This is a genomic window from Pseudomonas sp. Van50 (assembly GCF_055390755.1).
Genome location: NZ_AP024343.1, coordinates 6,099,897 through 6,113,777, shown reverse-complemented (window position 1 = coordinate 6,113,777; position 13,881 = coordinate 6,099,897). Strand labels below are relative to the sequence as shown.

At 60.6% G+C, this 13,881-nt stretch carries 15 protein-coding genes; 10 read left to right on the top strand and 5 right to left on the bottom strand.

The window, feature by feature from the left end; translation table 11 throughout:
* Nucleotides 1-14: 14 nt before the first annotated feature.
* Nucleotides 15-503 carry a DUF3015 domain-containing protein gene (locus ACZ5M5_RS26445; RefSeq protein ID WP_057451579.1) on the bottom strand — a complete coding sequence of 163 codons (489 nt, stop codon included), beginning with the start codon at nucleotides 501-503 and terminating at the stop codon, nucleotides 15-17.
* Nucleotides 504-776: 273 nt separating this feature from the next.
* On the opposite strand from ACZ5M5_RS26445, the gene ACZ5M5_RS26440 reads away from it, so the two are divergent.
* The 4 genes from ACZ5M5_RS26440 (at nucleotide 777) to ACZ5M5_RS26425 (ending at nucleotide 5,349) form a co-directional block, all read left to right on the top strand.
* A complete protein-coding gene (locus tag ACZ5M5_RS26440) occupies nucleotides 777-3,215 on the top strand; it encodes a Lon protease family protein (protein WP_060740549.1) in 2,439 nt (812 codons plus the stop codon).
* A gap of 350 nt (nucleotides 3,216-3,565) precedes the next feature.
* A complete protein-coding gene (locus tag ACZ5M5_RS26435; RefSeq protein WP_013694243.1) occupies nucleotides 3,566-3,907 on the top strand; it encodes a PA4575 family protein in 342 nt (113 codons plus the stop codon).
* A gap of 132 nt (nucleotides 3,908-4,039) precedes the next feature.
* Nucleotides 4,040-4,528 carry a TIGR00645 family protein gene (locus ACZ5M5_RS26430; RefSeq protein WP_047230159.1) on the top strand — a complete coding sequence of 163 codons (489 nt, stop codon included), beginning with the start codon at nucleotides 4,040-4,042 and terminating at the stop codon, nucleotides 4,526-4,528.
* 203 nt (nucleotides 4,529-4,731) lie between these two features.
* On the top strand, nucleotides 4,732-5,349 hold the full coding sequence (locus ACZ5M5_RS26425; protein WP_003205746.1) for an FKBP-type peptidyl-prolyl cis-trans isomerase: 618 nt from the start codon (nucleotides 4,732-4,734) through the stop codon (nucleotides 5,347-5,349).
* Nucleotides 5,350-5,483: 134 nt separating this feature from the next.
* Here the strand turns inward: ACZ5M5_RS26425 and ACZ5M5_RS26420 are convergent, their stop codons facing one another.
* The 3 genes from ACZ5M5_RS26420 to ACZ5M5_RS26410 form a co-directional block, all read right to left on the bottom strand.
* On the bottom strand, nucleotides 5,484-5,741 hold the full coding sequence (locus ACZ5M5_RS26420; protein ID WP_003205743.1) for a PA4570 family protein: 258 nt from the start codon (nucleotides 5,739-5,741) through the stop codon (nucleotides 5,484-5,486).
* Nucleotides 5,742-5,946: 205 nt separating this feature from the next.
* Nucleotides 5,947-6,288: a zinc ribbon domain-containing protein YjdM gene (locus ACZ5M5_RS26415; RefSeq protein WP_053123983.1), complete on the bottom strand. Its 342-nt coding sequence runs from the start codon at nucleotides 6,286-6,288 to the stop codon at nucleotides 5,947-5,949.
* Nucleotides 6,289-6,474: 186 nt separating this feature from the next.
* A complete protein-coding gene (locus ACZ5M5_RS26410; RefSeq protein ID WP_072411888.1) occupies nucleotides 6,475-7,443 on the bottom strand; it encodes a polyprenyl synthetase family protein in 969 nt (322 codons plus the stop codon).
* A 239-nt stretch (nucleotides 7,444-7,682) separates the two neighbouring features.
* Between ACZ5M5_RS26410 and rplU the strand changes: the two genes are divergently transcribed.
* From rplU to ACZ5M5_RS26385, 5 genes are all read left to right on the top strand, one after another.
* Entirely contained in the window at nucleotides 7,683-7,997 is a 315-nt protein-coding gene (gene rplU, locus ACZ5M5_RS26405) for a 50S ribosomal protein L21 (protein WP_003176051.1), read from the top strand.
* Nucleotides 7,998-8,032: 35 nt separating this feature from the next.
* The gene (rpmA, locus tag ACZ5M5_RS26400; protein WP_003205738.1) at nucleotides 8,033-8,290 is read left to right on the top strand and encodes a 50S ribosomal protein L27; all 258 of its coding nucleotides are present in this window, start codon (nucleotides 8,033-8,035) and stop codon (nucleotides 8,288-8,290) included.
* A 190-nt stretch (nucleotides 8,291-8,480) separates the two neighbouring features.
* Nucleotides 8,481-9,704: an Obg family GTPase CgtA gene (gene cgtA / locus ACZ5M5_RS26395; RefSeq protein ID WP_103310809.1), complete on the top strand. Its 1,224-nt coding sequence runs from the start codon at nucleotides 8,481-8,483 to the stop codon at nucleotides 9,702-9,704.
* A 291-nt stretch (nucleotides 9,705-9,995) separates the two neighbouring features.
* Nucleotides 9,996-11,114, top strand: coding sequence for a glutamate 5-kinase (proB, locus tag ACZ5M5_RS26390; protein ID WP_060740552.1), 1,119 nt, complete (start codon nucleotides 9,996-9,998; stop codon nucleotides 11,112-11,114).
* A gap of 9 nt (nucleotides 11,115-11,123) precedes the next feature.
* Nucleotides 11,124-11,588, top strand: coding sequence for a CreA family protein (locus ACZ5M5_RS26385; protein WP_192263796.1), 465 nt, complete (start codon nucleotides 11,124-11,126; stop codon nucleotides 11,586-11,588).
* Between the two features lie 204 nt (nucleotides 11,589-11,792).
* On the opposite strand, the gene rpsT is transcribed toward ACZ5M5_RS26385, so the two are convergent.
* On the bottom strand, nucleotides 11,793-12,071 hold the full coding sequence (gene rpsT / locus ACZ5M5_RS26380) for a 30S ribosomal protein S20 (RefSeq protein WP_003185593.1): 279 nt from the start codon (nucleotides 12,069-12,071) through the stop codon (nucleotides 11,793-11,795).
* Nucleotides 12,072-12,325: 254 nt separating this feature from the next.
* Between rpsT and murJ the strand changes: the two genes are divergently transcribed.
* On the top strand, nucleotides 12,326-13,864 hold the full coding sequence (gene murJ, locus ACZ5M5_RS26375; RefSeq protein ID WP_060740554.1) for a murein biosynthesis integral membrane protein MurJ: 1,539 nt from the start codon (nucleotides 12,326-12,328) through the stop codon (nucleotides 13,862-13,864).
* Nucleotides 13,865-13,881 lie beyond the last annotated feature (17 nt).

Here is a 13,881-nt window from a genome sequence, read left to right as displayed (position 1 = left end):
GAGTGGTGCCGAGCTTAAGCTTGAGTGGCGTACTTGGCCAGGCGAGGGTCGCTTTTCAGTACGGCCAGGGTGTTGGTATGCACATCTTCTGCGGTCACGTCAGCCTTGCTGAAGATCTGCTGGAAGTGCTCGTGGGTAACAGCGGAGAAGTGTGCGCGATCTTCCGGCGCCACGCCCAGTACCACGGCATAGGTGGTCAGCGCTTCGCCCTGACCCTTGGCCATGTCTTCGGACAGCTCGTTCATCATGCCATTCATGGCCAGCCAGGACTTGCCACCGTAGGTCAGTGCCGCGTTGGTCGAGCAGCCGTTGGTGCCGGAGGTCATGCCGAAGGTTGCGTTACCGGAAGTGCCGTTGGTGGTGGATGCCAGGAAGTGTGCCGGAGTGCCACGCTGACCTTCGAACAGCATGTTGCCCCAGCCGCAATCCGGGCCGCCCGGCGCCTGAGCCATGGCGTTGAGGGATACAGCGGTGAAGAGAGTACCGAGAAGAATCCGTTTCATAGCTATGTTCTCTTTATGTGCATACCAATGGACAGGGTCTGGCCCCTACAGCTGCCAGTGGGCCGGTTATTGTTCCAGCCGCGCACTTTGGAGTTTAGGCACGATCCCAGGGTTCCGTGACATTTTGCAAAAACATTACGGGGATCGCCTGTTTACGGGGCTGCGCCCGGGGTTTTCCCATTGACTATGCTTTGGTCTGAGGCGCTCCTTGCCAGTCAGGTGCAGGCAGCGCCAGAATGCCGCTATCTGCCCCGCCTGATGTAAGGAAGCCCGATGCCTGATCCTGTTGCTGCCAGCTTGCGTCTAGCGCCCGAAGCGCTGACCCGTCCGTTTTCCGCTGAACAGTTCAGCTTCTCTACCACCAATGATCTGGAGCCCTTCCGCGGTGTGCTCGGCCAGGAACGTGCGGTCGAAGCCTTGCAGTTCGGCGTGGCCATGCCGCGCCCCGGTTACAACGTATTTGTCATGGGCGAGCCCGGCACTGGCCGGTTTTCCTTCGTCAAACGCTACCTCAAGGCCGAAGGCAAGCGCCTGCAGACCCCGGCGGACTGGGTCTACGTCAACAATTTCGATGAGCCCCGCGAGCCTCGTGCCCTGGAGCTGCCGTCCGGCACGGCCGGTGCGTTCATCGGTGACATCAACGGCTTGATCGACAACCTGCTGGCGACCTTCCCGGCGGTGTTCGAGCACCCGTCCTACCAGCAGAAAAAAAGCGCCATCGACCGCGCTTTCAACCAGCGCTACGACCGGGCCCTGGATGTGATCGAGCGCCTGGCGCTGGAGAAGGATGTCGCGCTGTACCGTGACAGCAGCAACATCGCCTTCACGCCGATGAGCGAAGGCAAGGCCCTGGACGAGGCGGAATTCGCCCAGTTGCCGGAGGCCGAGCGCGAGCGTTTCCACGAGGACATCTCCGGCCTGGAAGAGCGTTTGAACGAAGAGCTCGCCAGCCTGCCGCAATGGAAGCGCGAGTCCAGCAACCAGTTGCGCCAGCTCAACGAAGAAACCATCACCCTGGCCCTGCAACCGTTGCTGGCGCCGCTGTCGGAAAAGTACGCGGAGAACGCCGCGGTCTGTGGCTACCTGCAAGCCATGCAGGTCTATCTGCTCAAGACCGTGGTCGAGCAACTGGTGGACGACAGCAAGACCGACGCCATCGCTCGCAAGCTGCTGGAAGAGCAGTACGCGCCAAGCCTGGTGGTCGGGCATCCGTCCAGCGGTGGCGCGCCGGTGGTGTTCGAGCCGCACCCGACCTACGACAACCTGTTTGGCCGGATTGAGTACAGCACCGACCAGGGCGCGCTCTACACCACGTACCGACAGCTGCGTCCGGGTGCCTTGCACCGGGCCAATGGTGGTTTCCTGATCCTTGAAGCGGAAAAAATGCTTGGCGAGCCGTTCGTATGGGATGCGCTCAAGCGCGCCCTGCAATCGCGCAAGCTGAAGATGGAGTCGCCCCTGGGTGAGCTGGGACGCCTGGCCACGGTGACCCTGACGCCGCAACACATCCCGTTGCAGGTCAAGGTCGTGATCATCGGCGCCCGTCAGCTCTATTACGCCTTGCAGGACCTGGATCCGGACTTCCAGGAAATGTTTCGCGTGCTGGTGGATTTCGACGAAGACATCCCGATGGGCGACGAGAGCCTGGAGCAGTTCGCCCAGTTGCTCAAGACTCGCACTTCAGAAGAAGGCATGGCGCCACTGACCGCCGATGCAGTGGCGCGCCTGGCGACCTACAGTGCCCGGCTGGCCGAACACCAGGGGCGCTTGTCGGCGCGTATCGGCGATCTGTTCCAACTGGTCAGCGAGGCGGACTTCATTCGCCAACTGGCCGGTGACGAGATGACCGATGCCGGCCATATCGAACGCGCCCTAAAGGCCAAGGCCACCCGCACCGGACGCGTCTCGGCGCGGATCCTCGACGACATGCTGGCGGGGATCATCCTGATCGACACCGCGGGTGCGGCCGTGGGCAAATGCAACGGCCTGACGGTGTTGGAGGTCGGCGATTCGGCGTTTGGCGTGCCGGCGCGGATTTCCGCCACGGTGTACCCGGGCGGCAGCGGCATCGTCGACATCGAGCGGGAGGTCAACCTTGGCCAACCGATCCACTCCAAGGGCGTGATGATCCTCACCGGTTACCTGGGCAGCCGTTATGCCCAGGAATTCCCGCTGGCGATCTCGGCCAGCATTGCCCTGGAGCAATCCTACGGCTACGTGGACGGCGACAGTGCATCCCTGGGCGAGGCGTGTACGCTGATCTCGGCCCTGTCGAAGACGCCGCTGAAGCAATGCTTCGCCATCACCGGCTCGATCAACCAGTTCGGTGAAGTGCAGGCGGTGGGTGGGGTCAACGAGAAGATCGAAGGCTTCTTCCGCCTCTGCGAAGCCCGGGGGTTGACCGGGGAGCAGGGGGCGATCATTCCCCAGGCCAACGTCGCGACGCTGATGCTCGACGAGAAAGTGCTGGCCGCCGTGCGCGCCGGGCAGTTCCACGTCTATGCGGTGCGTCAGGCCGACGAAGCCCTGAGCCTGCTGGTGGGCGAGCCTGCCGGTGAGCCGGATGAAAACGGCGAGTTCCCGGAGGGCAGCGTCAACGCCCGGGTGGTGGAGCGGCTGCGGGTGATCGCGGAAATGATCAGCGAAGACGACATCAAGGAAGCGGAAAAGGAACTGGCACAGCAGGCCTTGGCGGAGGCCAAGCCGGCTTGATGTTCTCCTGACCGCCGATAAGCCCTGTGGGAGCGGGCTTGTGGGAGCAAAGCTTGCTCGCGATAGCATTTGTCCAGTCAGCAGAAGTGTTGCATGTGGCAACCTCATCGCGAGCAAGCTTTGCTCCCACAGGCTTGCTCTCACAATCAATGTTTTGTGGATTATGTTTCAAAAGTGTCGCCACTTTGGCGTCAATATTCACACTATGACCGCTCGGCGCATTCTGGTCTTGAAAGCCCGTGAGGCCGGAACTTTTCTTCTATCCTCAGCTCAAGGATAACGAGAGTCATCATTGGATCGAAACAGCCTCTTCCCGAGACTGAATACCGGATCTACCGAGGGGCGCCGCCATGTCGCGCAACCTTTGCCTCACTCGTCAATGCCTGGGCCTTGTCACCCGTATCGAATGCGCCATCCGCCCCCTGGCGGGAGATACCGGTATGTGGACCTTGCTCTTCGCCGCCGGAATGGCTGGCGAACAACCCTCCGCCATCAAGGCCCAGGGGCCATTCCCCGGCCCGACTGCCGCCGAATCCATCCTCGACACCATTGTGCAGAGCCTGACCTTGCACGGCTATGAGCTGGCCGACGACCCGCAGATCTGGTCCTTGCACATGCAGGCCCAACTGCGTGAAATCAATGGAGGCCGTTGTCGCAATGTCGGCGGCTTCGAGTTTCGTCCGCTGCATTGAAGGCCATCGCCGCACGGGCACTCGCAGAAAAATTTTGACACAAGAGCAGGGACCAGGGATGGCCCCGGCATTTGTGGGGCAGGTCGTGGCTGATATACTCGCCGCGATTTTTCAGCCCAGGTGTGAGACTCAATGGAACGCTTTATCGAAAATGCAATGTATGCCTCCCGTTGGCTGCTGGCGCCGATCTATTTCGGGCTGTCCCTGGGCTTGCTGGCCTTGGCGCTGAAATTCTTCCAGGAAGTCTTTCACATCATCCCCAATGTGTTCGCCATGGCCGAGTCCGAGCTGATCCTGGTGCTGCTGTCGCTGATCGACATGGCGCTGGTGGGTGGCCTGCTGGTGATGGTGATGATTTCCGGCTACGAGAACTTCGTTTCGCAACTGGACATCGACTCCGACAAGGAAAAGCTCAACTGGCTGGGCACCATGGACTCTTCATCGCTGAAGATGAAAGTCGCCGCCTCGATCGTGGCCATTTCCTCCATCCACCTGCTGCGCATTTTCATGGACGCCAAGAACGTCGATCCCGAGCATCTGATGTGGTACGTGATCATTCACATGACCTTCGTGGTCTCGGCCTTTGCCATGGGCTACCTGGACAAACTGACCAAGCACTGAGGCCCGTTCCTCGCGCTGGCGCAACGCCCGCCTGGCGAACTGCAGGCGGGCGTTGTCGTTTCTGGCGGGTTGCTTTGACGTGAGGGCTCGTCACCCGCCGTGGCATCTGTGCTAGTCTGCTCGCCCTTTTGGTTCCGGGCGCTCCGGGAGGCGCTGTGTCACGCACGGCAACTCTCGAGCCGTCCGCACAGCGGAGCAGCATCATGTCCGAAGTTAACCTGTCCACCGACGAAACCCGCGTCAGCTACGGCATTGGCCGTCAGTTGGGCGACCAACTGCGCGACAACCCGCCACCGGGTGTCAGCCTGGACGCGATCCTGGCCGGCCTGACCGACGCGTTTGCCGGCAAGCCAAGCCGCGTGGGCCAGGACGAGATGTCCGCCAGCTTCAAGGTCATTCGTGAAATCATGCAAGCCGAAGCAGCCGCCAAGGCTGAAGCCGCTGCGGGTGAAGGCCGTGCATTCCTGGCGGAAAACGCCAAGCGTGAAGGCATCACCACCCTGGCTTCCGGCCTGCAATTCGAAGTGCTGACCCAGGGTGAAGGCGCCAAGCCGACCCGTGAAGACCAGGTGCGTACCCACTACCACGGCACCCTGATCGACGGCACTGTGTTCGACAGCTCCTACGATCGTGGCCAGCCAGCCGAATTCCCGGTAGGCGGCGTGATCCCAGGCTGGACCGAAGCACTGCAACTGATGAATGCCGGCAGCAAATGGCGCCTGTACGTGCCGAGCGAACTGGCTTACGGCGCTCAAGGCGTTGGCAGCATCCCGCCGCACAGCGTGTTGGTGTTCGACGTCGAGTTGCTGGACGTCCTGTAAGACCCTGTCCGGTTTTACCGCCGGACAAAAAACTGTGGGAGCGAGCTTGCTCGCGAAAGCGGACAGTCAGTCGACATGCTCGTTGCTGACACACCGCCATCGCGAGCAAGCTCGCTCCCACAGGTTATTTTTGCTCATCCGTGAAACCTGCCGCTGAAATCACCCGTCGGGCGCAACGCCCGGGCATAGCAGAACAGGAACAGATTGCGCACCAGCTCCTTGAGCACCAGCGGCTCACTGGAATTGAGGCTGTTGAGGTCCAGGTCTCCTTGGTCCTGCAGTTCGTTCAAGGCTTCTTCTTCAAGCACCGCACAGACTTCCCCGGTTTCCCGATGCAGGATCCTGAGGTAGGGATGTGGGCGGTCCAGCCAGGCATCGATCAAATAAGTCATGGTTCTCATCTCCTTGATGGGTTCGATGAGAATAATTCTTATTCGCTAAATAGCAAGTCTCTATTGGCGTTGCGATTGTTTTTCTGACGATGGGTTGTGCCCGCTCAAGGCGGTTGGCACTTGGCTAACGGCCGAGAAATGGGGCTGAAGCGGGGAGGGTGCAGCTCCATCCCACACGCGGGGCATGGGATGGAATACAGCCGAATCAGACTTTTCTGACGAACTCGGATTTGAGTTTCATCGGGCCGATGCCGTCGATCTTGCAATCGATATCGTGGTCGCCATCGCATAGGCGGATGTTCTTGACCTTGGTGCCGACCTTGACCACCAGCGAGGTGCCCTTGACCTTGAGGTCCTTGATCACGGTGATGGTGTCGCCGTCCTGCAAGACATTGCCGACCGAATCTTTCTTCACGGTGTCGTCGGACGCCGCTTCAGCTTCGCCGCTGGCGGACCATTCGTGGGCACACTCCGGGCAGACCAGCTGGGTGCCGTCTTCGTAGGTGTATTCGGAATTGCATTTCGGGCAGGGAGGCAACGTGCTCACTAAGGTTCCTTGGGTATCAGGAGGGCAAAAGGGCGCACATTATATAGGGTTTTAGGCCGCAAAGGGCAGGGCGGTGAAATCCCCTGTGGGAGCGAGCTTGCTCGCGATAGCGCTGGATCAGCAACATTGGCGCTGATTGACACACCGCTATCGCGAGCAAGCTCGCTCCCACAGGTTTTCATGCAATCAGTGGGTACGAGCCACCGCAAATTCGCTCAATTCCACCAGTGCATCGCGGTATTCGCTGGGCGGCAGGGCGTCGAGGCATTTGATCGCGCGGGCGACGTAGTCCCGGGCCAGTTTCGCGGTGTACTCCAGCGAGCCGGAAGCTTCGACCGCGATACGGATGCTTTCCAGGTCTTCGATCCCGCCTTTCTGGATCGCCTGGCGTACCAGTGCCGCCTGTTCTGGCGTGCCTTCGCGCATGGTGTAGATCAGCGGCAGGGTCGGCTTGCCTTCGGCCAGGTCGTCACCGACGTTCTTGCCCAGGGTCTCGGCGTCGCCCTTGTAGTCGAGCAGGTCGTCCACCAACTGGAAGGCCACGCCCAGGTGGTCGCCAAAGGTGCGCAACGCTTCGCTCTGCTCGGCGCTGGCGCCGGCCAGGGCAGCGGCGCTGTGGGTCGAGGCTTCGAAGAGCATCGCGGTCTTGCCGCGGATGACTTCCATGTAGGTCTCTTCGGTGGTGCTGGCATCGCGTACCTTGGACAACTGCAGCACTTCGCCTTCGGCGATGATGCGCGTGGCCTGGGACAGGATCTTCATCACCGGCATCGAGCCCAGCTCGACCATCATTTCGAACGAGCGCGAATACAGGAAGTCGCCCACCAGCACGCTCGGGGCATTGCCCCACATGGCGTTGGCGGTCGAACGGCCACGGCGCATGCCGGACATGTCGACCACGTCGTCGTGCAGCAGGGTCGCGGTGTGCAGGAATTCGATGGTGGCGGCCAGCAGGCGCATGTCGTCGCCTTCGCGACCCAGGGCCTTGCCGCACAGCAGCACCAATAAAGGACGCAGGCGTTTACCGCCCGCCGAAGTGATGTAGTCGCCGATTTTCGATACCAGAGGCACGCGGGAAGTCAGCTGCTTCTTGATGATGCCGTCGACGGCGCTAAAATCGTCCGCCACCGCGCGGTAGAAAGCTTGGGGTTGCATCAGCGACAGGTGCTCCAGAAGGGTTGCGCGGCATGCTAGGACCCACGTCCGCAGGTGTCAAGGCGCGATAGACGGCTACTTGCAAGGCTCTCGTGGCTTGCGTACAATCGCGCACCCTGAACTTCCTGGGCAGCACCTGCCTTACGCAATTGCATCCGGGCCTTCCAGCCCATGCAGCCATGCCAGCCAATACCTCTTCTTATAAAGCGCTGGGTGAGCAGGATTATCGGAGAAATACCATGTCGTACGCAGTAATTGTTACTGGTGGCAAGCAATACAAGGTCGCCCCAGGTGAATACCTGAAGATCGAAAAACTGGAAATCGCTACCGGCGAATCCGTGACTTTTGATCGCGTTCTGTTGGTCGCCAATGGCGATGACGTGAATATCGGCGCTCCAGTCGTTGCTGGCGCTACCGTTGTGGCTGAAGTGATCTCCCAAGGTCGTCACGATAAAGTCCGCATCATCAAGTTCCGTCGTCGTAAGCACCACATGAAGCGTATGGGCCACCGCCAGTGGTACACCGAGATCAAAATCACCGGTATTCAGGCTTAATTTCAGCCTAATTCCTCACTAGGAGAATTGAACTCATGGCACACAAAAAAGCTGGTGGTAGTACCCGTAACGGTCGCGACTCAGAAGCCAAACGCCTTGGCGTGAAGATGTATGGCGGCCAGGCTATCAAAGCAGGCAACATCATCGTGCGTCAGCGCGGCACCCAATTCCACGCTGGCTACGGCGTGGGCATGGGTAAAGATCACACCCTCTTCGCTAAAGTCGAAGGCGTGATCAAGTTCGAAGTAAAAGGCGCCTTCGGTCGTCGTTACGTAAGCGTTATCGCAGCTTAATTGCGAGACCGCTGGAAAAGCCCTGTCTTGCGACGGGGCTTTTTCGTTTGTGGGGTGAGTCTCTTGCAAAACTGTTTGTATGGGCTGTCGGCGCTGCGGTTGGGGCGTGTCATCAGGTCGCTGCGCTCATTTTTGCAAGAGTCTTATGTCTTGTTTTTTTGGCTCGTCCGTATGGCGAGAGGCGTGTGTCATGAAGTTTGTTGATGAAGTATCGATTCGAGTGAAGGCCGGCGACGGCGGCAATGGTTGCATGAGTTTCCGTCGGGAAAAATTCATTGAAAACGGTGGCCCGAACGGTGGTGATGGGGGTGACGGCGGCTCGATCTACATGCTCGCCGACGAAAACCTCAACACCCTGGTGGACTACCGTTACACCCGGCACTTCGATGCCGAGCGTGGCTCCAACGGCGGCAGCACCGACTGCACCGGCAAGAAGGGCGAAGACCTGATCCTGCGCGTGCCAGTCGGCACCACGGTGATCGATTCGGCTACCCAGGAAGTGATTGGCGACCTGACCAAGGCCGGCCAGCGTCTGCTGGTCGCCCATGGCGGCTGGCACGGCCTGGGCAACACCCGTTTCAAGTCCAGTACCAACCGTGCGCCGCGCCAGACCACGCCAGGCAAGCCCGGCGAGCAGCGTGACCTGAAGCTGGAAATGAAAGTGCTGGCCGACGTGGGCCTGTTGGGCCTGCCGAACGCCGGTAAAAGTACCTTCATTCGCTCGGTGTCGGCGGCCAAGCCGAAAGTGGCCGATTACCCGTTCACCACCCTGGTGCCAAACCTGGGGGTGGTCAGCGTCGACCGCTGGAAGAGTTTCGTGATCGCCGACATTCCAGGGCTGATCGAAGGGGCTTCCGAGGGCGCGGGCCTGGGGATTCGTTTCCTCAAGCACTTGTCCCGTACCCGCCTGTTGCTGCACCTCGTCGACATGGCGCCGCTGGATGAAACCGATGCCGCCGATGCTGCCGAAGTCATCGTCAACGAGCTGACCAAGTTCAGTCCGGCCCTGGCCGAGCGTGATCGTTGGCTGGTGCTGAACAAGTGCGACCAGATCCTCGAAGAAGAACACGAAGAGCGGGTCAAGGAAATCGTCGACCGCCTGGAGTGGGAAGGTCCGGTCTATGTGATCTCGGCCATCGCCAAAGAAGGCACCGAGCGCCTGTGCCACGACATCATGCGTTACCTGGAAGATCGCGTCGACCGCCTGGCCAACGATCCGGCCTACAAGGAAGAGCTGGCCGAGCTCGACCAGCGCATCGAAGACGAGGCTCGTGCCCAGTTGCAGGCGCTGGACGACCAGCGTGCCCTGCGTCGCAGTGGCGTCAAGTCGGTCCATGACATCGGTGACGATGATTGGGATGAAGAGGATGTGGATGACGAAGACGGTCCGGAAATCATCTACGTTCGCGACTGATCTTGTGGTGATACCACTCAGCTGAAACCAGGGTCTGCAGGAGCCCTGTGGGAGCGAGCTTGCTCGCGAAAGCGGTCTGTCAGTTGGCATAGTTGTTAGCTGACGCGCCGCTATCGCGAGCAAGCTCGCTCCCACAGGTTCAAGTGTTTCAGCGCAGTGTTATCATCGCCGGCAAGCCGGTTCCCAAGGCGCCGCTCATTCGAGCGGCGTTTTGGTATCTGTAAAACGCAAATACGAATAATCCCATGGGCGGCGCTGGGTCGCGCCGTTCGCTGGCAAAGGTTGAAGATGATGCGGAGCAAGGTGACGGGTGCGCGGCGCTGGGTCGTGAAGATCGGTAGCGCACTGCTGACGGCGGATGGCAAGGGTCTGGATCGCCAGGCAATGGCGGTGTGGGTCGAGCAGATGGTGGCCCTGCATGAGGCTGGCGTCGAGTTGGTGTTGGTCTCTTCAGGGGCTGTGGCGGCCGGTATGAGCCGTTTGGGCTGGACGTCGCGACCCAGCGCGATGCATGAACTGCAGGCGGCCGCCGCCATCGGCCAGATGGGCCTGGTGCAGGCTTGGGAGTCGAGCTTTGCCGAGCACGGTCGCCATACGGCGCAGATCCTGCTGACCCACGACGACCTGTCCGACCGCAAGCGCTACCTCAATGCTCGCAGTACCTTGCGGGCGCTGGTGGAGCTGAAGGTCATCCCGGTGATCAACGAGAACGACACGGTGGTCACCGACGAGATCCGTTTCGGCGATAACGACACCCTGGCCGCGCTGGTGGCGAACCTGGTGGAGGCGGACCTGTTGGTGATCCTCACGGATCGCGACGGCATGTTCGACGCCGATCCACGCAATAACCCCGATGCCAAGCTGATCTACGAAGCCCGTGCCGACGACCCGGCGCTGGACGCGGTGGCGGGTGGCACGGGCGGTGCGCTGGGGCGCGGCGGCATGCAGACCAAGCTGCGTGCGGCGCGTCTGGCGGCGCGCTCCGGGGCTCACACTATCATTGTCGGCGGTCGGCTGGAGCGGGTGCTGGATCGTCTGAAGGCCGGCGAGCGCATGGGTACTTTGCTCTCCCCGGAACGCGGCATGCTGGCGGCGCGCAAGCAGTGGCTGGCCGGGCATCTGCAAACCCGCGGCACCCTGGTGCTGGACGCGGGTGCCGTGTCGGCCTTGTCCCAAGGCAATAAAAGCCTGCTGCCGGTGGGTGTGAAGCTGGTCCAGGGCAGTTTCCGTCGCGGCGAAATGGTCGTGTGCGTGGCGCCGGACGGTCGCGAGATCGCCCGTGGCCTGGCCAACTACAGCGCCCTGGAAGCGCAGAAAATCATTGGTCAATCGTCTGATGCGATTGTCGGTCTGTTGGGTTACATGGCGGAGCCTGAACTGGTCCACCGTGACAACCTGATCCTCGTCTAAGGAAAAATCATGGGTTTGGCAAAAGGATTGATCGGCTTGCTGCTGGCGGTGCCGCTGTTGGCGTCGGCCGAGGAAATTGGCCAGGTGTCGACGGTGTTCAAGTTTGTCGGGCCGAACGACCGGATCGTGGTCGAGGCATTCGATGATCCCAAGGTGGATGGCGTGACCTGTTACCTGTCGCGGGCCAAGACCGGCGGTGTGAAGGGCGGCCTGGGCCTTGCCGAGGATCGCGCCGAAGCGTCCATCGCCTGTCGCCAGGTCGGGCCCATCAACTTCAAGGGTGAGCTCAAGGATGGCGAGGAAGTGTTCAAGGAGCGTACTTCCCTGGTGTTCAAGACCATGCAGGTGGTGCGCTTTCTCGACAAGAAGCGTAATACGCTGGTGTACCTGGTCTACAGCGACCGCGTGATCGAGGGCAGCCCGCAGAATGCGGTGACGGCTATCCCGATCTTGCCGTGGGCTCGTACTCAATAGTTCGGGCACGCTCATTGTGAGTTGTGTGGGAGCAAGGCTTGCCCGCGATGCAGGCGCCTCGGTCTATCTTAATGCTGAGGCGATGCTGTCGCGGGCAAGCCTTGCTCCCACAGGGGGCTGCCCCCACATTGTTCGTGCGGTGCCTGTTAAATCCCGGGCAATAAAAAACCGACCCTGAGGTCGGTTTTTTAATGAGCGTGTCGCTTAGGCAGCAGCGGCAACGTTCAGGGCCTTTACGTGGCCATTCAAACGGCTCTTATGGCGAGCAGCCTTGTTCTTGTGGATGATGCCTTTATCGGCCATGCGGTCGATAACTGGCACAGCCAGAACGTAAGCAGCTTGAGCTTTTTCAGCGTCTTTTGCGTCGATGGCCTTGACTACGTTCTTGATGTAGGTACGGACCATGGAACGCAGGCTGGCGTTGTGGCTGCGACGCTTCTCAGCCTGTTTTGCACGTTTTTTGGCGGAAGGTGTGTTGGCCACCGTCGAGCTCCTCGAAAGACTTTTTGGGAAATAGCAAACAAAATAGGCCGCGAATCATGCCGATGAGTTGAAGTCTTGTCAAGGGCGGGTGACGCGTTCCGCTGAATGGCAGGTGCTGCGCACCGAAGGATTTCTTTCCGGCGTGCGACCTGTAAACTCGCGGGCTTTGGCTCTGCACTGTTTAGCGGCGCGGAGTATCGCACAAGTGGGCGCGTTGTTCGCCTGCTGTTTATCGACAGGCAAAAACTCTTTTCATGAATCTGCTCAAATCGTTGGCCGCCGTCAGCTCTATCACGATGCTCTCCCGCATCCTGGGGTTCGTTCGCGATACGCTGATCGCACGGATATTCGGCGCCGGGATGGCGACGGACGCCTTCTTCATCGCCTTCAAACTACCCAACCTGTTGCGGCGGATCTTCGCCGAGGGGGCGTTCTCCCAGGCCTTCGTGCCGATCCTGGCGGAATATAAAAGCCAGAAAGGCGATGAGGCAACCCGCACATTCATTGCCTATGTCACCGGTCTGCTGACCTTGGTGCTGGCACTGGTCACAGCTGCCGGCATGCTCGCCGCGCCCTGGGTGATCTGGGCCACGGCGCCGGGCTTCACCGACACCCCGGAAAAATTCCAGCTCACCACGGATCTGCTGCGGGTGACCTTTCCTTATATATTGCTGATTTCCCTGTCGTCCCTGGCCGGGGCGATCCTCAACACCTGGAACCGCTTTTCCGTGCCGGCCTTTGTGCCGACCCTGCTCAACGTCAGCATGATCGTCTTCGCCGTGTTCCTGACACCGTACTTCGATCCACCGGTGATGGCCCTGGGCTGGGCGGTGCTGGTGGGTGGCCTGGCGCAACTGCTCTATCAACTGCCGCACCTGAAAAAGATCGGCATGCTGGTGCTGCCGCGGCTGAACCTTCGCGACAGCGGCGTGTGGCGGGTGATGAAGCAGATGCTGCCGGCAATCCTCGGGGTGTCGGTGAGCCAGATTTCCCTGATCATCAACACCATCTTTGCCTCGTTCCTGGTGGCCGGCTCGGTGTCGTGGATGTACTACGCCGACCGCCTGATGGAGTTGCCGTCCGGCGTGCTGGGCGTGGCCCTGGGCACGATCCTGCTGCCCACCCTGGCCAAGACCTACGCCAGCCAGGACCGCCACGAATACTCGCGAATTCTCGATTGGGGCCTGCGCCTGTGCTTTGTGCTGGTGCTGCCGTGTTCCCTGGCACTGGGGATCCTGGCCGAGCCGTTGACCGTCTCGTTGTTCCAGTACGGCCAGTTCAATGCGTTCGACGCCTTGATGACCCAGCGTGCGCTGATCGCTTACTCGGTGGGCTTGCTCGGGATCATCGTGATCAAGGTGCTGGCACCAGGGTTCTACGCCCAGCAGAACATCCGCACACCGGTGAAGATCGCCATTTTCACCCTGGTGATGACCCAGTTGTTCAACCTGTTGCTGATCGGTCCGTTGGCTCATGCCGGCCTGGCCCTGGCGATCAGTGCCGGCGCTTGCCTCAACGCCGGGCTGCTGTTTTATCAACTGCGCAAGCAAAAGATGTATCAGCCACAGCCGGGCTGGGGCAAGTTCGGCCTCAAGCTGCTGGTGGCCGTGGCCGTGATGTCGGCGGTCCTGCTGGGGGCGATGCATTTCATGCCGGCCTGGGGCGAGGGGCAGATGCTCGCGCGTTTCCTGCGCCTGGGTGCGCTGGTGGTTGCCGGTGTGGTGGCGTATTTCGGCATGTTGCTGCTGATGGGGTTCCGTCTGCGCGACTTCAATCGCAAGGCCTTGAGCTGAGGGCGGGCCCTCGATAA